A 19,300-nucleotide genomic window follows, 5' to 3' on the forward strand; every position below is an offset into this window, starting at 1 on the left:
GCCCCCAACAAGCATCTTCCAAAAATTTTCGGTTTTAAAATATTATTCGTTAATCTTGAACGGTATTCTTAACCAGGTAAATCCTGTGCGCTGTTCCAATTATCGGCGCTTTATTATATATACATTTTATGAACAAAACTAAAGTAGCCATACTGGGTGCCGGTTTTATCACCGATATTCACATGGAATCATACCATCGTTTCATTCCCGAAGCTGATGTTGTGGCCTGCTATGCCCGCAAGCCCGAAAAAGCCGAAGCCTTTGCCGAAAAATATCACATAGCCCAATGGTTTGATGATATTGATAAACTGCTTGCCGAATCGGGCTGCGAAGTGGTAGATATCTGCTTACCAAACTACCTTCATGCCGAAGCTACCATCAAAGCCGCGAAAGCAGGCAAGCATGTTATTATTGAAAAACCGCTTGCCGTTACGCTTGAGGAGGCCGACGAAATGATTGCCGTATGCAAGGCCAACAACGTGAAACTGATGTACGCTGAAGAGCTGTGCTTCGCACCCAAATATGAGCGGGCAAGGCATTTGGTAAAAGAGGGCGCCGTCGGCGAGATCTATATGCTGAAGCAGGGCGAAAAACATTCGGGTCCGCATTCGGATTGGTTTTATAATATCAATTTTTCGGGCGGTGGGGTGATCATGGATATGGGCTGTCATGCGTTAGGCTGGTTTAGGTGGATGCTGGATAATGCCAAGCCTAAAAGTGTGTATGCCAGCATGAGCACGGTGCTGCATAAAGGTCGTACCAAAGGCGAAGACAATTCAGTAATTATCGTTGAGTTTGAAAACGGGGTAACTGCCGTGGCAGAAAACAGCTGGGCGAAACATGGTGGGATGGATGACCGTTGCGAAATCCATGGCCTTAGCGGCGTTATTTATGCCGATTTGTTTATGGGCAATGCAGCAGTAACATACAGCCGCGATGGCTATGGTTACGCCATGGAAAAATCGGATACTACACAAGGCTGGAGTTTTACCATTTTTGAAGAGGCTTTTAACCAGGGTTATCCGCATGAGCTAAAACATTTTATTGATTGCGTACAGAACAACAAAACCCCGCTTGTAACCGGGGAAGACGGCAGAGCTGTGCTCGAACTTATCTATGCAGCTTATGCTTCGGCAGGTGCCGGCAAAAAAATTGAGCTGCCATTTTCGGCAAAGATTGATAAACCTGTAAATCTTTGGCTCGATAATAAATAACAAATGAAACTACATACATATCCTGATTATAATACCATGTCGAAGGCGGTGGCCGACCTGGTAGTTACCTTGGTTAACCAAAAGCCGGATGCGTTGATCTGCTTCCCTTCCGGTGATTCGCCAACCGGTATGTTCAGTTACCTGGTTCAGTATGCAAATAACGGACAGGTTGATTTTAGCCGAACCAACTTTGTGGGACTGGATGAATGGGTTGGCCTCGACCGTACTAATGATGGCAGCTGCACTTATTTCCTCGAAAAGCACTTTTTTACGCCGCTTAATATTTCGCCCGGTAAAGTAAAGTTCTTTAACGCTGTGGCTGATGACCTGGATGCCGAATGCCAGGCCATGAATAAACATATTGATAAACTTGGCGGATTGGATATGATGGTGGTTGGCGTTGGGCTTAACGGACATATCGGTCTTAATGAACCCGGCGCCGATTTTCATTCTTATGCGCATCATTCGCCTTTAGCACCGGTTACTATAGAGGTTGCTCAAAAATACTTTACGACCGATACTGTTTTAACCGAAGGTATTACACTTGGCTTACGGCATTTGGCCGAAGCTGCTGTACCGGTGCTGATAGCCAGCGGAAGTAAAAAAGCACCAATTATTGCTGAGGCATTGCAAGGATGTGTTACCAACGATGTACCGGCATCAATATTTAAAACGCTGCAAAATGCGCAGATATTTATGGATGATGCCGCGGCCGCACAACTGGAGGCTTAAAGCTAAAGACTGAAGGCAAAAATTTAAAGCTTTCAGCTTTATAAAACCTATTGACAATTAAACAGTTTATTAACCATAACCAATTGTAACCATGCCTCAAGACCCCCAAAAAGCTAAAGATCAGTTTACCTATGATGCTATAGTGATAGGCTCAGGTATTAGCGGCGGATGGGCAGCGAAGGAGCTTTGCGAACAAGGTTTAAAAACGCTTGTACTTGAACGGGGCCGGGATGTGCAGCATATTAAGGATTATCCAACAGCAACTATGGATCCCTGGGAGTTTAAGCACCGGGGCGAAATGACGAAGGATTTTCTGAAAGACAACCCACTGATCAGCAGAGCTGCCGGTTATGGTGAGGACGATGCCCATTTCTTCGTAAAAGATAAAGATCATCCTTACATACAGGAAAAACCGTTCGACTGGATCCGAGGTTATCAGGTTGGTGGTAAGTCGCTTACGTGGGGGAGGGCTTGCCAGCGATGGAGCAAGTTTGAGTTTGAAAACCCGGCCCGTTTTGGTTACGGCATTGAATGGCCTATTAGTTACGATGATGTGGCTCCATGGTACTCACATGTAGAAAAATTCATAGGCGTTTGCGGTAATAAAGACGGCATTGAGGCTATGCCCGACGGGGAGTTTTTGCCTCCTTTTGATATGAACGCAGTGCAGGAACATATCAGCGAAAAGATAAAAGAAAACTATCCCGACAGGCACCTGGTACATGCCCGCTGGGCGCATATTACTGAGCCGAAGCAGATCCACATAGATCAGGGGCGCGTTAAATGTATGGCACGGAACCTGTGTATGCGCGGCTGCCCCTTCGGTGGTTATTTTAGCTCAGTGAGTTCAACGCTGCCCTGGGCCAAAAAAACGGGTAACCTCACTATACGTCCCTTTTCGGTAGTGCATTCAATTATTTATGACGAAAAGCTTGGCAAAGCTACTGGGGTAAAAGTTATCGATACCAATACCAAAGCGGAGTTCGTGTATAAGGCCCGGATCATTTTCATGAATGCTTCGGCATTGAATACTAACCTCATCCTGCTCAATTCAAAATCAGAAAGGTTCCCGAACGGGCTTGGCAATGATAATGGCCTACTGGGTAAATACATCGCTTTTCAAAATTACCGGGCATCGGTAACGGCAGATATGGATGGTTTTTTAGATCGATATTATTTTGGCCGTAACCCAACCGAGCTGATCCTGGCCAATTATCGTAACCTGCACAAACAGGAAACCGATTATAAAGGTGGCTTCACCACGTTTATGGGTGCATACCGTAACCGGGGACCAAAAGAAACTGGCGAAGGCGAGATAGGAGGGGCTTACAAAGATTCGCTTACAGAACCGGGCGGATGGAGTGCTTACATGTACCTGCAGGGCGAAACCATACCCAAGGAAAGGAACCATGTGCGTTTAAGTACAAAGCAGAAAGATCAATGGGGGATCCCGCTGCTAATCACTTCGGTTGAGTATGATGATAATGATGAGCGCATGATCCAGGACTTTTTAACCCAGACTGCTGATATGTTTGAGAAAGCCGGCTGTACCAATATTCAAAAGCACGAAAACAAACAGGCGCCGGGTCTTGATATCCATGAAATGGGAGGGGTGCGCATGGGGAAAGATCCAAAAACATCGCTGCTTAACCAATGGAACCAGCTCCACTTGTGCAAAAACGTGTTTGTGACCGATGGCGCTTGTATGGCGACTACCGGAAACCAAAGTCCTTCAATTTTGTATATGGCTTTAACGGCCCGTGCTGCTACTTATGCGGTGGGTGAATTCAAAAAGGGAAATCTTTAAAACTTACTAATTAAACATAACACCAATGAACAAGGTATTTTTAATAGCATTAACAGCCATCGCCATAAGCGGCTGCCATTCATCCACCCCAAAAAACTATAATAACGACAGCACCGTTGTTGCCGATACCAACAAAAAAACGGCGGTCACAACTACTGGATTTGAGCCATTATTTGATGGTAAAACTACCGACGGCTGGCATGCGTATGGTAAACCGGCACCGGGTTTGGCCTGGAAAGCAGAAGATGGTGTACTGCATCTTGACGCATCGCAAAAAGGCGACTGGCAAAGCAAAAACGGCGGCGACATGGTTAGCAATAGTGAATATGAAAATTTTGACCTGAAGCTGGAGTGGAAAATTTCCAAAGGCGGCAACAGCGGGATCCTGTTTCATGTTAAGGAAGATACTACTAGATATAAATACAGCTACTTTACCGGCCCCGAATGCCAGGTTGTTGATAACAAGGAGAACGAAGACGGCAAACTCATCAAGCACCGTGCAGGTGATCTGTACGATCTGATCTCCATATCAAAAGAAGTAGTTAAACCTGCCGGCGAATGGAACCAGGTGGAGATAGTTTGCGATAACAGCAAGCTTGATTTTACTATCAATGGCGAGCATGTATTGTCAACTACGCTATGGGATGATAACTGGAAAAAACTGGTAGCAGGTAGTAAGTTTAAAGAATGGCCCGATTTCGGCACCTTTAAAACCGGCCACATCGTATTGCAGGATCATGGCGCTGATGTGTGGTACAGGAATATTGAGATTAAGAAGTTATAAGGCTTGTCCATGACTAAATCGTCATTATTGTGAGTTGGAAAATTTGACGTGTGAAGACTTACGAAGTTTCTGAAACTTCGTAAGTCTGGATTCTACAACTTGACGATATATTTCATCCCTGCCTCTTGTTTCCTGGGCATCTCGTGTCTTTCCTCACCTCAATACCGGAACATTAATGTAGCTATCATTAAACCATTTTATTTGCAGTGGTTCTTTAGCATCGCTGATAGTTTCGTCACTTACATTTTTTCCCGTTCCGTAGTTAATCTGCTCAAAAGGGCTTTTGTTGATATTGAGCAGGATCACAATACGGCTGCCTTTGCTGAATTGCCTGCTGGTGATATAGCTGTTAATAAAAGGGATGCTTTCCATTTGTCCCGGTTTTAACAAATGCCTTTTCTCCGGGTTTGTAGCATAACTCGCCCTGCCCATAAAGTAGGTAAGGTAAAAGTATTTTCCGTAGGGCATTTCTTCAAACATCACTACGTGGTAGTCCATATCTTTTTTATTGATGATGGTTTTTAAAACCCCCGAAAAAGCTCCGCTTATAATTAAAGGTTTTGCGAGCGGAGCACTTTTAAAAACAATGCTGCTACCCGTATTCAGCGTGTCATAAATAAGCTGGTTTAAAAAATAATAGCTGCTGATACTATCCCGTCGGGCAAAGTTGACGGTTTGTGAAGCGAAAGCCTTGTTTAACGGCTTAACCGGATTTAACCGGGAGTTATCCAAATAAAACTTCAGGGTATCGTTACTCATTTGCTTTAATGAAGGCACATGTTTCCACTCGTTGCTGCTCATAACTTCAAAGTTGAATTTATTCTTCAGGATAGCAGGTTTGGGTTTGTTTTTGAAGATATAATCAAACCATTGGTAAATAATTTCGTGAATATTGATCCGCGCCGCATCATCAATGCGGTAACCATTAAAAACCGAATCGGGATGCCCTTGTGAACCGAAATGCCCGTAGGGGCCGATGATGACATAGTGGTTGGCGTTATGATTATATTTAAGATGTTCGCGATAGTAATACATGCCGCCAATTTGCCCGCCATCGTAGTAGCCGGTAGTTGTTAACACGGGTATGTTGATATCTGCAAATTCTTTTTTATAAGGGATCATATCCTGCCAGTATTGATCATAAGTGGGGTGTGCTATCCAGTGCTTGAACATGTGGTTAACTCCGCGGCCGGTAAGGCTATCAAGGGTATGATAAGCTAAGCCTGCATTATACCATTTCCAGTACAACTGGTTCCATTGCGGACTGTTGTAATCTTTTTCATCCAGGAATTTATTGTTGCTGGTGTAATAAGTCCACGAAAAAACGAAGCTCATTTGCACATTATTGGTCATGGGTACGTCAAGCCCCGGTGCTACCGCGGCCGATGGTACAATGGTTTTAAGCGCCGGGTGAAGCTTCTTTGTAGCAGCCCATTGTGTAAAGCCGTTATAGCTTCCGCCGTACATGCCAACCCGGCCATCGCTCCAGGGTTGTTTGCTGATCCAGTCGATCACATCGTATGCATCGCGGCCGTCGGTTTCATAAGCCAGCGGCTCACCGGGACTGTTCCATTTGCCGCGGGTATAGGCAAATACACCAACATAACCCCTGTCTGCAGCTTCCTGAATTTTTAATGAATCTGTTCGTCGGGCATAAATGGTAAACTGGAAAATAGCTGGCAGCTTTTCGGTTACGCCTTTTTTGCGGGCCACCATCACGGTAACAAATGCGCCGTCACGTGTTTTTAGCAATACGCTATCCTGAAGGTAAGATCCCGTAGCTTTTTTGCATTGTGCCAATGCCATGCTGCCAAAAACAAAGCATAGCAATAGCAGGGAGAATAATTTTCTCATCATTTTTAATTATTGTAATATGTAATGGTTGATCTACTTATTTGCTGCCCAGTGCCTGAATTTTGCCGATTGCCGTTCGGATACTTCCAGTTGAGCACCTGTACTAAGCGTTATTTTTAAACGGCCATCCACCGTTGTTATGGTTTGGATGTATTGCCTGTTAACAATTTGCGCACGATTGATCCTGAAAAAGATATTGCTGGTCAATTTATCTTCCAACTGGTTAAGAGAGCTTTTCAGGAACACCGTTTTATCGCCCAAAAAGATCCTTGCATAATTATCCATCGATTCAATAAGGTGTACAGAGCTCCACTGAATGAAATGATATTGCTGACGGTCTTTCACAAAGATCTGCCCGGCAGGATCTGCTTTGCTTAACCGCTGCCTTGCCTGTACTATGGCTTTTTCAAATCTTTCATCGCGGATAGGTTTTACGAGGTAATCAAGCGCACTTACTTCGAAAGCTTTAACCGCATATTGGTCATAAGCCGTTGTAAATACCACCGGTGGTGCTTTCTCTAACGATTCCAGTAAGTCAAAGCCTGATTTTTCGGGCATCTGAATGTCTAAAAAAAGGAGGTCTGGGGTTTCTTCGCCTATCATTTTCAGGGCATCGTCGGCATTGGTGGCTTCTCCTGCAATTTCAAAGTCTGGGTAATTGGCCAACAGTCGCCGTATTTCATTTCTGGCAGCGCGTTCATCATCAACAATCAAGACCATTATCTTTTTCATGAAACAGGAATTTTAATGGTTGCCGTTACTATGCCATTTGTTTCGCTAATGGTAAAATGGGCAAAGTCTTTGTATTGTAATCGCAAACGCTCAGTTAGGTTTTTAAGGCCAAGCCCGCTGCTATCGTCCGTCGGATTTAACCGGCCGGGATTACTTACGGATATTATCAAATTATCATGATCATTAATAAGTTGTACCCGAATGAGCCCACCTTGTTTTTGCTGACTGATGCCATGCTTTATAGCATTTTCAACAAGCGTTTGAATACACAAGCGGGGAATAAGCATACTATGATACTCATCGCCCGCTTCAATGTGATACTGTAGCCGCTCTTCAAGCCGGAGTTTTTCCAGTTCGAGGTAATCTTTAACAAGTTCCAGCTCTTCTTTTATGGAGATCATTTGTTTGTCGCCGCTGTAAAGGGAGTTCCGCAGCAGATCGGCCAGCAGGTCGATTGCCCGTCTTGCCGATTTGGGATCATCAATAACCAAAGCTTTAATGTTATTTAAAGAGTTGAATAAGAAATGCGGGTTAAGTTGTGCCGAAAGGTTGTTAAGCTGCGCATCGCGCGTAATAACCGCCAGCCGGGCATTTTCTTGGGCTATATTGATTTCGCGTTTTGCATAGTGGTATAAATGATAAGCCAGTAGCCAGATCGACATCAATCGTACCCCGGCCACAAAAATGCTATCGCGATAGAAATCAAAAAAATCGCCGAACGGTTCCGAAAACCCCGGTTTAAACCAAACCCTGAAAAGGTAAACCTTTGAAACAGTTACAAACAGGTAAACCAACCCCAATACGACGACTGCGGGTACTAACCTGGGTAATAATTTGTTTAATCTGAGGTTTTGCCAGCCCAATTTTACAGCGAAGCGATGGTAAAGGTGGGTTATGGTAATATAAACTGCAACATCGGTAGTAAATTGAAGAATGCTTAACCACCAGTTAAAGCCCGGCTGATTGTAGCCGGTATATCCCCAGTAAAGCGCCGCAACCGACCAGCCAATGAGCTGACATTTCCAATAAAGTGATATAGTTGCTTGTTGTTTCAATTTGCTTGCTGCCGAATTATTATCAAAGCAACAAAAACTATTATATAGTTAAAAGATAAAGTACATGAGTGCAGGTATTTAGGGGATGAGCGCGGGAAGAGAATCGAGACTTTTAGACATAAGAGCCAGGAATGTTATGACCTGTAAAGCCTTCACAGATTTGTAACTTTAAGTGGGTTACTTCTTAGGGACTTTAAGTTTCTTCTCTCTCTTATTATCAGATACCATTTTTACAATGGTTTTACCCTGGGTTAGCTGTTTGGCATCTTTAACTTTTGCCAGCGAATTTTGCCAAGCCTCATCAACCAGTTTTTTTATTTCCTGCTGCGGAAAAGCTTCAATATCGTTCACCAGCAAATAGCGGTACTGCTTGCCTTCGCCAATAAGTATTTTGTGCGGATCGGAAAGTTCGGAGCCCCAGTAAAAGCCGAAATGAGTATTGTAATTGCCCCCACGGTACAGGGCAAACGAGCAAAAGATATGGCTCATTTTTTCGGTAGGCGACCAGCCCACGGCCAAAGCATTGTAATTGTCATAAATAAGTTCGTTGGCCTGAGGGTACAGATCCCATATAAAATCGCGCAGCCATAAGGCACGTTCCCGCACTTCGGATGGGAAGGTTCTCATAAAGGAAAGCAGATCGGTAACCTCTTCTTTCGGCATAGTATAAATGTACAAAGAACTCGCCTGAACCAGGATGGCAGTCAGAAAAATTAATTTCTAATTCTATTCATCAATATCCGGCCCCTTGATCTTGTTACGATCAACACCACCTTCAAGTGATAACAAAAACGCAGGCAGCAACGTAAGGTTACTGATCATAGCCACCAGTAAGGTTATAGATAATAGTACGCCCAGGGCAACGGTGCCGCCAAAATTTGATATCGCGAAAATACCGAACCCAAAAAACAGCACCGTAGCAATGAAGATCATGCTCACCCCGGTTTCGCGAATGGTATCTGAGACTATTTGCGAGATGCTCTTTTTGCTATGGCGTAATTCATGACGGTAACGGGTAATGAAATAAATGGTCTGGTCGGACGAGATACCCATGGCAATACTGAAAATCAATATAGTTGACGGTTTAAGCGGGATGCCAAAAAAGCCCATAATACCTGCCGTGATAATAAGAGGAATAAGGTTTGGCACCAGTGATATGGCAATCATTCTTATACCCCGGAAAAGGATCCACATTACGCCCGCGATAAGTACAATAGCCCAGGCCAGGCTTTCATATAGGTTTTTCAACAGATAGTTAGTACCCTTTATAAATATGATGCTCGAGCCGGTTAGCTCAACATGAAACTTTTTCGGGTTAAAGATCGAATCGATGCGTGGCTGTAATTCGGCCAGTACCGTATTCATTTTTTTTGAACCGGCATCAACCATTTCGAAGGTGACACGGGTAACGCGGTGGGTGCTGTCGAGATAGGTTTTTAGCAAACCGCTTGTACCTTTGCCTGAGTTGCCCGCATAGTTAAGGATAAAGTTTTGCTCCAGTCCGTCGGGCAGGCGGTAATATTCAGGATTGCCGCCATAAAATGCCTGTGTGCTGAATTTCAACACCTGGATCAATGATACCGAGCGACTAAATTCAGGGTAGGAGGAAATCAGTTTTTCCAGTTTCTCCACCTTGCGGATGGTGGCTAAGTTCATTACGCCGTTTTTGCGTTTGGTATCGATGCTAACCTCTAAAGGAAGCACCCCGTTAAAATTCGATTCAAAAAATTTAAGATCGTGCAGGGTGTCGTTGCTTTGGGGCAGGTCGTCAACCACATATCCATTGATATTAATCCTAACCATACCAACAATGGCAATGATGACCAATACTGCTGTGGTTAAATAAATGGTTTTACGTTTGGTATGCACCAGCTTATCTAAAGTGGCCAGCAGCCCATCCATCAATTTACTGTCTTTAATCCCGGTTTGGCTTGCCTTTGGTGCAGGCAGAAAACTGAATATAATAGGAACCAAAATAAGGCTCAAGGCAAAAGTTCCCATGATACCAATTGAGGCTATCAAACCAAATTGGGTAAGCAACTCGCTATTGGTAAAGCATAATACGCCAAAGCCAATAGCCGTAGTAACGTTGGCTATAAAGGTGGTGATACCTGCTCGCTCAACGGCAACCTCCAAAGCAGCCATTTTATTGCCGCTGATGCCGTACTCATGAAAATACTTATTGAGGATAAATACACAGTTAGGGATACCGATAACCACAATAAGCGGCGGGATGATGCCGGTTAAAAGTGTCATCTCGTAATGCATCATTTGCAGTACGCCAAGACTGAATATTACACCCAATATCACGATCAGTACCGGGAAAATAACCGGGAATACAGATCGGAAAAACAGTAGCAGGATAAGGCCGGTAATAGCCACTGAAAGGCTCAGGAATAATGAAAACTCATGGGCCACCAGGTCGCCAACCACGGTACGGATAAGCGGTAGGCCCGAATAGTGTACTTTGATATTATGCTTGTTTTCAAATGTCTGCCCAAGCTGGTTGATCTTTTTAATGATGGGCACGCGGAACGGCGTGTTGATGATCTTATCATCAAAAGTGATGGCCATCAGGGTGCTCTGGCCATCGTTACTTACAATCAACCCCTTATAAAATGGCATGGAAGCAAGTTGTTGTTTTACACTATCAACAGCCGCGGCGGTTTGCAGCGGACCGGTAACCAAAGGCTTCAGTACAAATTTATGCTGCAGGGTATCTTTTTGAAGATCATAAATATTTGCCGCCGAGATTACGGCTTTAATCCCTTTTATTTTCTTTAACTGTTCGCCAATCTGGTACCAGTCGTTAAAAACATCTTTATCAAAAATATTGGGCGATTTAATGCCAATAACCATCGATGAGGCATCCTGCCCGAAGGTTTTCTTAAACTCGGAGTAGCGGATAAATGCCGAATCGGTAACCGGAAGTACTTTGCCGCCATTGAAGGTGATTTTTACCTTCGACGCCTCGTAGCCCATAAAGGCACTCAGCGCTAAAACGCAAATAAAAATTATCAGCCTGTTTTTAAGAATTGCAGAAGCTATATGTTTCCAGAACATTATTAACGTGATATATAAGAGAGAGGCGCAAAACTACAAAAAATGCGTTATCTGCCTATTAATGATAGTGATAATGTGACAATGAGTTAACGGGTAACGGGTTATACATTATTACCTGATCTGCTTGCGGCGTTTAGTGTTCAATTTTTTTAGGGGTGAACACTTGTTGTTGTTTTATAAAATATTGGCCTTGATAATCAGTGTGTTATATTTTGTTGGATTGGCTGTTTTGGGGCTTTTGAACAAGTTGGTGTTGATAATCAAGGTTTTGTGTTTTGGTAAAAGAAAAAGTTGAACACCGGTTTTTTTAAAAGTTGAACACTTGTATTATGCCCTTTGCTATGTTAATATTGGCACTAATAACAATGGTATGGACACTGTAAATGCGCTATCCGCATTTGCACCTAAACTTTGTATTTTTGAACATGAAAAGGTTGATACGCAGTTTTGGTTTTGCGTTTAAGGGTTTGGGGTATGCTGCTAAAACACAGCCTAATTTCAGGTTTCATTTGGTGGCCGGAACGATTGCTGTAATCCTGGGCTTACTTTTTCAGATCTCAACCGCCGAATGGCTTTGGCTCATGGCCAGCATCGCCGTAGTGCTTATTACCGAATTACTCAATACTTCACTCGAAACACTGACCGACCTGGTTTCGCCTACTTATAACGAAAAAGCGGGGCATGTAAAAGATATAGCTGCCGGTGCTGTTGTTGTGGCTGCATTGTTCGCGCTGATAACCGGGATAGTTATTTTTTTACCGAAGATCATTTTATTGATAAGGCATGCTGCATAAAACCCGGGGAATCATATTCAGGGCTACCGATTACGGCGAAAGCAGTGTGATCGTACAGATCTTTACCGAGAAATTTGGTCTGCAATCGTACATCATTAATGGTGCTAAAAAGCCCAAGGCTAAAATAAGTCGAAACATGCTGCAACCCCTGCATTTGCTCGACCTGGTGGTTTATCACAAAAATACAGGCAGCGTGCAGCGCATTTCCGAATTAAAGAATGCGCCGGTACTGCTGAGTATTCCTTATGATGTGATTAAGAGCTGTATAGCCATATTTTTGAACGAAGTGTTGTACAAAGCCATAAAACAGCAATCGCCGGATGAAAACTTGTTCGATTTTATTTTCAGCGCTATTGAATGGCTCGATCACCAAACCGAAAGTGTTGCTAACTTTCACCTAATATTTTTAATCCACCTAACCCGTTACCTCGGTTTTTACCCCGACCGCTACATGGCGGGTGAAGCTGATTATTTCGATATAAAAAATGGACAATTCACCCGCTATAAGCCCGAGAGCATTTCCTATCTCTCGCCCCCGCATACCAATAATTTTCGATTAGTATTGCAAACCAGTTTTGAAGATATGCACCTGCTTAAACTAAGCAACGATGAACGCCGCTACCTGGTGCAAAAGCTGCTGGAATATTACGCTATGCATATCGAGGGCTTTGGCAATATCAAATCGGCAGATGTATTGGAAGAGGTGTTGGCGTAGGGCCGGCTCTCGTTACTCTCCTGCTGTCCTGGCTGAGAAAATTGGGATCTAAAGGTGAAATGGCATCTTCAACATGTCATTGCGAGGAACGAAGCAATCGCACGGAGGCAGGTAACAGCTGTTGTTATAATGAACTTACATCGTCGCGCTCTTGGCCGCGCGGAGCCAGGTACTTTTGTCTTGATACAAAAGTACCCAAAAACCGAGTGAAACGAGCTCATGAGTACCTATTAAAACATATACTTAACGAATAAATCAAGTCAGCAGGGAGGCTCTTTGCGCTCACCCACTCCACAACCCGTCACGCCGGCCTTTGCCCTGCAAAACGGTCAGAACCACGGGCTGCAATTATTTTGCCCCGCTTCGCACACACATGTCCAACGCTTCCGCAAAAACGTGCTATGCCCTTTTCCTTCGCTCAAGGCCACCATTGTTCCGCCCGTTTCGCCCAAAGCTTACCTGCTGACGAAGAACGCCTTTTTTAACATGTCATGGGTAGGAACGAAGTATCTTCTTCACCCTATATGGCGGCCCCGCATCTTGAAAAGATTCTTCGTTATCTTTCAGAATAACAGGTAGTTTAAAATTTATCATTGTTCCATTTTATCGTCCAATTTCTCCTTCCCATCCGTATTCTTCATCTATTCATCGATAAAACTTGCTATTGTAAAACTTAATTTTTACTATTGTGTAATAATGACACAAAGAATATATTTTCCTTGCTGTTATTATCGCCAATTAGCCCCTTTAACCTATTTAATTTTAAAAAATGAGAACGAGCTACAAACTACACGTTGCTTTAGCATGCGTTTTATTTGCCGGTGGTATTCACCAGGCGGTACAAGCCCAAAGCAAAAGCCCTGCCCCACAATTAAGCGCAACAAACGTAAAGCAGATTGTTGCTGCCATGACACTCGAAGAAAAATCGAAGCTTGTTGTGGGAATGGGTTTTAAGATGCCGGGCGTACCGCCGCCGGTAAAGGGTAAAAAGCCCGAAGCTATTGATATAGGTGGTTTTAAATTGCCACCCTCTGATCCGGATGCTTACAATATCCCCGAAAAAGTTCCCGGGGCTGCCGGTCGCACGCATGCTATTCCACGTTTAGGTATCCCGTCTATCACGGTATCTGATGGTCCGGCAGGTTTGAGGATTGAGCCTATCCGCAATGGCGATAAATCAAAAACGTATTATGCTACGGCGTTCCCGGTTGCCACCTTGCTGGCCTCAACCTGGGATACACAATTGGTAAATAAAGTAGGCGTTGCCTTTGGTAACGAAGTGCGCGAATACGGTGTGGATATTTTGCTGGCGCCGGGCCTCAACATTCACCGCAACCCGCTCGGCGGCCGAAATTTTGAATATTATTCTGAAGATCCTTTAGTGGCCGGCAGTATGACCGCTGCCATTGTTAACGGTATCGAATCAAACGGGGTAGGTACTTCTATTAAACACTATGCGGCTAACAACCAGGAAACCAACCGTAACTCCATTAACACCATAGTAAGCGAGCGTGCCATGCGCGAAATATATCTGCGTGGTTTTGAGATTGCGGTGAAAAAAGCGCAGCCATGGACAGTGATGTCGTCATATAACAAACTGAACGGCACTTTTACCTCCGAAAGGCGCGACCTGCTCACTACCATTCTTAAAAAGGAGTGGGGCTTTAAAGGTTTTGTGATGACCGATTGGTTTGGCGGTAAAGATGCCGTAGCACAGATGAAAGCAGGCAACGATCTGTTGATGCCGGGTAACCCAACCCAATCTGATGACATAGTGGCTGCTGTAAAAAGCGGGAAGCTTAGCGCACAACAGCTTGATGCCAATGTGGAGCGGATTCTGAATGTGATAGTTCAATCGCCTACTTTCAAAAAATATAAATACTCTGATGCGCCAGATTTAGCCGGTCACGCTGCTGTTGCCCGTGAAGCTGCGGCACAAGGTATGGTACTTTTGAAAAATGATGACCATGCGCTGCCATTTGGTGCCGGCAAAAGGATTGCAGTGTTTGGCAATACCTCGTACGATATTATTGCAGGTGGTACCGGCAGCGGTGATGTAAACAAAGCATACACTATTTCATTAATGCAAGGTTTGGCCAATGCCAATTTTAAGCTGCAGGAAACGCTTTCCAATAATTACAAAGCGTACCTCACAGATATGAAGGCCAAACAGCCAAAACCTAAAAACTTTTTTGACCATCCCGCACCAATCCCCGAAATGGATGTGAACGCTATCGTAGCTGAAGAAGCTAATGGTGCCGATGAAGCGCTGATCACGATAGGCCGTAACGCGGGTGAAGGCGCCGACCGTAAATTGGAAAGCGATTATTATTTAAACGATGCCGAAAAAGGATTGATCAATGGTGTTGCCAGTGCGTTTCATGCTAAGGGTAAAAAGGTAATTGTTGTGCTTAACGTAGGTGGTGTTGTTGATGTTACCGCCTGGCGCGATAAGGTAGATGGTATTTTATTAGCCTGGCAGCCTGGCCTGGAAGCTGGTAACGCTATTGCTGATGTGCTGAGCGGCAAGGTAAACCCATCGGGCAAATTAGCGACTACTTTCCCTGCCGATTATAAAGATGTGCCATCGGCTAATAACTTCCCCGGTACGCCCGAAGGTAAACCAACACAGGTTATTTATGAAGAGGGTATTTACGTGGGATACCGTTATTACGATGTCGCTAAAGTTACCCCGGCCTATGAGTTTGGTTATGGCTTGTCATACACTAATTTTAAATTCAGCGATCTGAAATTGAGCTCAAAGGTTTTCAAAAACATGATCACTGCCTCGGTTACTGTTAAAAATACCGGCGATGTAGCAGGTAAAGAGGTGGTTCAGCTATATCTCGCGGCTCCTAAAACGGATCTGGATAAACCGGAAGATGAGCTGAAAGCTTTCGGCAAAACCAAATTGCTGGCCCCCGGTCAATCGCAAACACTGACGTTTACGATCAAAGCAGCAGATCTGGCTTCGTTTTATACCAACAGACAGGCCTGGATAGCTGATGAAGGAAGCTATAAAGTGAAAATAGGTTCATCATCGCGTAAAATAGAGGAAGCGGCATCTTTCAGCCTGGCTAAAGATATTACTGTTGAAAAGGTAAACAAAGCGCTGCTGCCCGAACAAACCATAAAAGAACTAAAACTAAAGTAAAACCAACCCCGGCCTCTGCATATTTTTTGCAGGGGCCTTTTTCTTTAACCCGAATCATGAATGATTATGGCCAAACCAATTAAACTGATAACCTTGCTGGCTCTGTTGCCGGCAACTGCTGTTATAGCGCAAAACAAATGGACAGAAAGAAAAGCAGGCGATATTGCTTTTGTTACCAATACAGGTGGGCAAAACCTGGGTTATGCCACCACATCGGGCATAAAAATATTAACCGTTGATGGCTTTGCTTTTAAAGACCTGAACAAGAACGGCAGGCTGGATAAGTACGAAGACTGGCGGTTACCTGTTGATGAACGCGCTAAAGACCTCGCCTCAAAAATGAGTGTTGAACAAATAGCAGGTTTAATGTTGTACAGCCGTCACCAGCCAATCCCGGCGGCAGCGGGCGGGCCATTCGCCGGTACTTATAACAATAAAGTTTTTGCTGAAAGCGGTGCCAAAGCGTCTGACCTTTCCGATCAGCAAAAACAATTTTTAGCTAAGGATAACGTAAGGCATGTGCTGGTAACCTCGGTGCAAAGTCCCGAAATAGCCGCGCAATGGAATAACAATGCGCAGGCGTTTGTAGAAGGCCTGGGTTTGGGCATTCCCAATAATAACAGCTCCGATCCCCGCCATGGAACCGTGGCTACCGCCGAATATAATGCCGGTGCGGGTGGTGCCATTTCTATGTGGCCCGGTTCGCTTGGAATGGCTGCTACCTTTGATCCTGAGGTGGTGAAAAACTTTGGCCACATTGCAGCGCAGGAATACCGGGCTTTAGGTATTTCAACAGCACTTTCGCCGCAGGTTGATATTGCTACCGATCCGCGCTGGGCGCGTGTGAGCGGTACTTTTGGCGAAGATCCGCAGTTAGCTGCCGATATGGCCCGTGCTTATATTGATGGCTTCCAAACTTCGGCCGCTGAAAAGGAAATTAAAAACGGCTGGGGTTACAACAGTGTAAACGCTATGGTTAAACACTGGCCTGGTGGCGGTGCAGGTGAGGGCGGCAGGGATGCGCATTATGCTTATGGTAAGTATGCGGTTTACCCGGGCAATAATTTTAAGCAGCATTTGATCCCTTTTACCGAGGGCGCGTTTAAGCTGCAAGGTAAAACCGGCATGGCTGCAGCCGTGATGCCTTATTATACCATCTCATACAACCAGGATATCAAAGACCACGAAAACGTGGCCAACAACTATAACTCCTACATTATTAACGACCTGCTGCGCAAGAAATATAAATACGATGGCGTGGTTTGTACCGATTGGCTGGTTACCGGCGATGAAACCACGGTAGATTCATTCCTTTCGGGCAAATCATGGGGCGTGGAGGGCCTTTCTATAGCGCAGCGCCATTACAAGGTGCTGATGGCGGGTGTTGATCAATTTGGTGGTAATAACGAAGTTGCCCCGGTTGTTGAAGCATACCAGATAGGCATAAAAGAACATGGCGAAGCGTTTATGCGGGCAAGGTTTGAGCAATCGGCAGTGAGGTTATTGCGCAATATTTTCAGGACTGGCTTGTTTGAAAACCCTTACCTGGAGCCTGAGGTTTCCAAACAAACTGTTGGCAAACCCGAGTTTATGGATGCAGGTTACCAGGCGCAGCTTAAATCCATAGTGATGTTGAAAAACAAGGCTAATATATTGCCTTTACAAAGCGGCAAAACGGTATATGTACCTAAAAAATTTACTCCGGCTGGCAGGAACTTTTTGGGAATGGAGACACCTGAAAAATTGGAATATCCTGTGAATATGGAAACTGTTAAAAAATATTTTAAAGTAACCGATAACCCTGATGAGGCCGATTATGCATTAGTGTTTATTGCCAGCCCCAATAGTGGAGGGGGGTATAGCAGTGCCGACGCTAAAAACGGAGGAACAGGATATGTACCAGTCAACCTGCAATACGGTGCATACACGGCCACCGATGCCCGCGCTACCAGTATAGCAGGTGGCGACCCGCTGGAGAAATTTACCAACCGTACTTACAAGGGTAAATCAAGCACTGCTATTAATGTTACCGATTTGGCTATGGTTACCGATACTTATGCCAAAATGAAAGGGAAGCCGGTTGTTGTATCTGTTAATATGAGCAACCCGATGGTATTTGCTGAATTTGAAAAGGACGCCAATGCTATCATTGTTGATTTCGGCGTGCAAGGCCAGGCCTCACTTGATATCATGACCGGTAAAGCCGAGCCATCTGCATTATTACCGCTGCAAATGCCGGTGGATATGAAAACCGTTGAAGCGCAGTTTGAGGATGTTCCTCACGATATGAAATGTTATGTTGACGAGCAGGGCAATAAATATGATTTCGGTTTCGGCTTAAACTGGAAAGGGGTTATTAAAGATGGGCGTGTGGATAAGTATGTGAAGAGTGTAGTGAAGCCGTAAAGGCGCGTCTCCACTGCGTCATGGGTAGGAGTTAAAATACGGGTCTCTGAAGGAGAAATAACATGCTCCATCGTCATGCCGAATTTATTTCGGCATCCCACAGGACAGGTAGTCGCTTTGCTTAGCATGGCTGCTTAGCGAGTGGGGTGCTGAAACAAGTTACCCATGACAAAAATAAAAAATGGGTCATGGGTAGCCCGTCGAAGCATAGTGGGCAGGCCTCTGCGCGCGAGTCTTCGACAGGCTCAGACTGACAGGCCGTCTTTTGTCACCTTCAGAGTCCACGGGTTTAAACACTCAGCATGACAAATGTTCGTTATAATTCAGACTTACGAAGTTTTCAAAACTTCTTAAGTCTTCTGCTTTTTATTTGGAATAATAAGGTGGAAAAACCAGATGATCTCACTTCACAACCCTTTTAGCATTATCCTTTACAAAAGTATCCCAGCCTGAATATGATTTTTTACTTCCAGCCTTACCCGAACCTGTAGGGATCCGTTGAAATGAATGGCAAACAGCTACAGCCAAACCATCGGTAGCATCCAGAAAATCGGGGGTTTCCTTGAACTTTAACAGGCTTTGCAGCATGGCGGCTACCTGTTCTTTGGTAGCGTTTCCGTTACCGGTTATGGATTGTTTTATTTTACGGGGAGCGTATTCGGTGATCTCTACATTGCGCGATAATGCGGCGGCTATGGCCATTCCCTGGGCGCGACCGAGTTTCAGCATCACCTGTATGTTTTTGCCGTAAAAAGGGGCTTCAATAGCCAGGCAATCGGGGTGGTAGTTATCTATAAGGGCAACGGTTTTTTCGAAGATGCGCTGCAGCTTAAGCATATGATCGTCGGTAACGGGCATTTTTACTACCCCCATAGCAAGCAGCTCAATTTTAGGGCCGGTTTCCTTTAGCAGTCCGTAACCCATAACGGCTGTGCCGGGGTCGATACCTAAAATGATCCTTTCCTTTAAATTTACCACCTGCTGCATATG

The 19,300-nt window shown here is 44.6% G+C and carries 14 protein-coding genes; 8 read left to right on the forward strand and 6 right to left on the reverse strand.

Annotated features, from left to right (window positions below; genetic code table 11):
• Nucleotides 1-128 precede the first annotated feature (128 nt).
• The 4 genes from BLP33_RS25385 to BLP33_RS25400 all read left to right on the forward strand — a co-directional run bounded on the left by BLP33_RS25385 (nucleotide 129) and on the right by BLP33_RS25400 (nucleotide 4,537).
• On the forward strand, nucleotides 129-1,214 hold the full coding sequence (locus BLP33_RS25385) for a Gfo/Idh/MocA family protein (RefSeq protein WP_090534483.1): 1,086 nt from the start codon (nucleotides 129-131) through the stop codon (nucleotides 1,212-1,214).
• Nucleotides 1,215-1,217: 3 nt separating this feature from the next.
• On the forward strand, nucleotides 1,218-1,946 hold the full coding sequence (locus BLP33_RS25390) for a glucosamine-6-phosphate deaminase (protein ID WP_090534485.1): 729 nt from the start codon (nucleotides 1,218-1,220) through the stop codon (nucleotides 1,944-1,946).
• Nucleotides 1,947-2,037: 91 nt separating this feature from the next.
• Complete coding sequence (locus BLP33_RS25395; protein ID WP_090534487.1) at nucleotides 2,038-3,753, forward strand: GMC oxidoreductase; 1,716 nt, start codon at nucleotides 2,038-2,040, stop codon at nucleotides 3,751-3,753.
• Between the two features lie 25 nt (nucleotides 3,754-3,778).
• Nucleotides 3,779-4,537: a 3-keto-disaccharide hydrolase gene (locus tag BLP33_RS25400; protein WP_090534489.1), complete on the forward strand. Its 759-nt coding sequence runs from the start codon at nucleotides 3,779-3,781 to the stop codon at nucleotides 4,535-4,537.
• Nucleotides 4,538-4,690: 153 nt separating this feature from the next.
• Here the strand turns inward: BLP33_RS25400 and BLP33_RS25405 are convergent, their stop codons facing one another.
• The 5 genes from BLP33_RS25405 to BLP33_RS25425 all read right to left on the reverse strand — a co-directional run bounded on the left by BLP33_RS25405 (nucleotide 4,691) and on the right by BLP33_RS25425 (nucleotide 11,241).
• A complete protein-coding gene (locus tag BLP33_RS25405) occupies nucleotides 4,691-6,394 on the reverse strand; it encodes a CocE/NonD family hydrolase (protein ID WP_090534491.1) in 1,704 nt (567 codons plus the stop codon).
• 30 nt (nucleotides 6,395-6,424) lie between these two features.
• Nucleotides 6,425-7,123, reverse strand: coding sequence for a LytR/AlgR family response regulator transcription factor (locus tag BLP33_RS25410; RefSeq protein WP_217633228.1), 699 nt, complete (start codon nucleotides 7,121-7,123; stop codon nucleotides 6,425-6,427).
• Nucleotides 7,120-8,178 (reverse strand): sensor histidine kinase, encoded by a 1,059-nt coding sequence (locus BLP33_RS25415; RefSeq protein ID WP_090534493.1) that lies wholly within the window; start codon nucleotides 8,176-8,178, stop codon nucleotides 7,120-7,122. The genes BLP33_RS25410 and BLP33_RS25415 overlap by 4 nt, the downstream gene beginning before the upstream one ends.
• A 177-nt stretch (nucleotides 8,179-8,355) precedes the next feature.
• Nucleotides 8,356-8,841, reverse strand: coding sequence for a hypothetical protein (locus BLP33_RS25420; RefSeq protein ID WP_090534496.1), 486 nt, complete (start codon nucleotides 8,839-8,841; stop codon nucleotides 8,356-8,358).
• Between the two features lie 63 nt (nucleotides 8,842-8,904).
• Nucleotides 8,905-11,241: an efflux RND transporter permease subunit gene (locus tag BLP33_RS25425; protein ID WP_090534498.1), complete on the reverse strand. Its 2,337-nt coding sequence runs from the start codon at nucleotides 11,239-11,241 to the stop codon at nucleotides 8,905-8,907.
• A gap of 425 nt (nucleotides 11,242-11,666) precedes the next feature.
• Between BLP33_RS25425 and BLP33_RS25430 the strand changes: the two genes are divergently transcribed.
• The 4 genes from BLP33_RS25430 to BLP33_RS25445 all read left to right on the forward strand — a co-directional run bounded on the left by BLP33_RS25430 (nucleotide 11,667) and on the right by BLP33_RS25445 (nucleotide 18,310).
• Complete coding sequence (locus tag BLP33_RS25430; protein ID WP_090534500.1) at nucleotides 11,667-12,035, forward strand: diacylglycerol kinase family protein; 369 nt, start codon at nucleotides 11,667-11,669, stop codon at nucleotides 12,033-12,035.
• On the forward strand, nucleotides 12,025-12,750 hold the full coding sequence (gene recO / locus BLP33_RS25435; RefSeq protein ID WP_090534502.1) for a DNA repair protein RecO: 726 nt from the start codon (nucleotides 12,025-12,027) through the stop codon (nucleotides 12,748-12,750). The genes BLP33_RS25430 and recO overlap by 11 nt, the downstream gene beginning before the upstream one ends.
• Nucleotides 12,751-13,519: 769 nt before the next feature.
• Nucleotides 13,520-15,904 carry a glycoside hydrolase family 3 C-terminal domain-containing protein gene (locus BLP33_RS25440; protein ID WP_090534504.1) on the forward strand — a complete coding sequence of 795 codons (2,385 nt, stop codon included), beginning with the start codon at nucleotides 13,520-13,522 and terminating at the stop codon, nucleotides 15,902-15,904.
• Between the two features lie 66 nt (nucleotides 15,905-15,970).
• Nucleotides 15,971-18,310, forward strand: a complete 2,340-nt coding sequence (locus BLP33_RS25445) for a glycoside hydrolase family 3 protein (protein WP_090534601.1) — start codon at nucleotides 15,971-15,973, stop codon at nucleotides 18,308-18,310.
• Nucleotides 18,311-18,712: 402 nt separating this feature from the next.
• On the opposite strand, the gene ruvC is transcribed toward BLP33_RS25445, so the two are convergent.
• Nucleotides 18,713-19,297, reverse strand: coding sequence for a crossover junction endodeoxyribonuclease RuvC (ruvC, locus tag BLP33_RS25450; protein ID WP_090534507.1), 585 nt, complete (start codon nucleotides 19,295-19,297; stop codon nucleotides 18,713-18,715).
• Nucleotides 19,298-19,300 lie beyond the last annotated feature (3 nt).

The organism is Mucilaginibacter sp. NFR10 (assembly GCF_900100445.1).
In the GTDB taxonomy this organism is placed as follows: domain Bacteria; phylum Bacteroidota; class Bacteroidia; order Sphingobacteriales; family Sphingobacteriaceae; genus Mucilaginibacter; species Mucilaginibacter rubeus.

What these genes read in the sequence shown, in the direction of transcription:
- BLP33_RS25425 (WP_090534498.1), bottom strand. Translation starts at nt 11,241, where the DNA reads ATGTTCTGGAAACATATAGCTTCTGCAATTCTTAAAAACAGGCTGATA.
- BLP33_RS25395 (WP_090534487.1), top strand. Translation starts at nt 2,038, where the DNA reads ATGCCTCAAGACCCCCAAAAAGCTAAAGATCAGTTTACCTATGATGCT.
- BLP33_RS25390 (WP_090534485.1), top strand. Translation starts at nt 1,218, where the DNA reads ATGAAACTACATACATATCCTGATTATAATACCATGTCGAAGGCGGTG.
- BLP33_RS25440 (WP_090534504.1), top strand. Translation starts at nt 13,520, where the DNA reads ATGAGAACGAGCTACAAACTACACGTTGCTTTAGCATGCGTTTTATTT.
- BLP33_RS25420 (WP_090534496.1), bottom strand. Translation starts at nt 8,841, where the DNA reads ATGCCGAAAGAAGAGGTTACCGATCTGCTTTCCTTTATGAGAACCTTC.
- recO (WP_090534502.1), top strand. Translation starts at nt 12,025, where the DNA reads ATGCTGCATAAAACCCGGGGAATCATATTCAGGGCTACCGATTACGGC.
- BLP33_RS25410 (WP_217633228.1), bottom strand. Translation starts at nt 7,123, where the DNA reads ATGAAAAAGATAATGGTCTTGATTGTTGATGATGAACGCGCTGCCAGA.
- ruvC (WP_090534507.1), bottom strand. Translation starts at nt 19,297, where the DNA reads ATGCAGCAGGTGGTAAATTTAAAGGAAAGGATCATTTTAGGTATCGAC.
- BLP33_RS25430 (WP_090534500.1), top strand. Translation starts at nt 11,667, where the DNA reads ATGAAAAGGTTGATACGCAGTTTTGGTTTTGCGTTTAAGGGTTTGGGG.
- BLP33_RS25445 (WP_090534601.1), top strand. Translation starts at nt 15,971, where the DNA reads ATGGCCAAACCAATTAAACTGATAACCTTGCTGGCTCTGTTGCCGGCA.
- BLP33_RS25405 (WP_090534491.1), bottom strand. Translation starts at nt 6,394, where the DNA reads ATGATGAGAAAATTATTCTCCCTGCTATTGCTATGCTTTGTTTTTGGC.
- BLP33_RS25400 (WP_090534489.1), top strand. Translation starts at nt 3,779, where the DNA reads ATGAACAAGGTATTTTTAATAGCATTAACAGCCATCGCCATAAGCGGC.
- BLP33_RS25385 (WP_090534483.1), top strand. Translation starts at nt 129, where the DNA reads ATGAACAAAACTAAAGTAGCCATACTGGGTGCCGGTTTTATCACCGAT.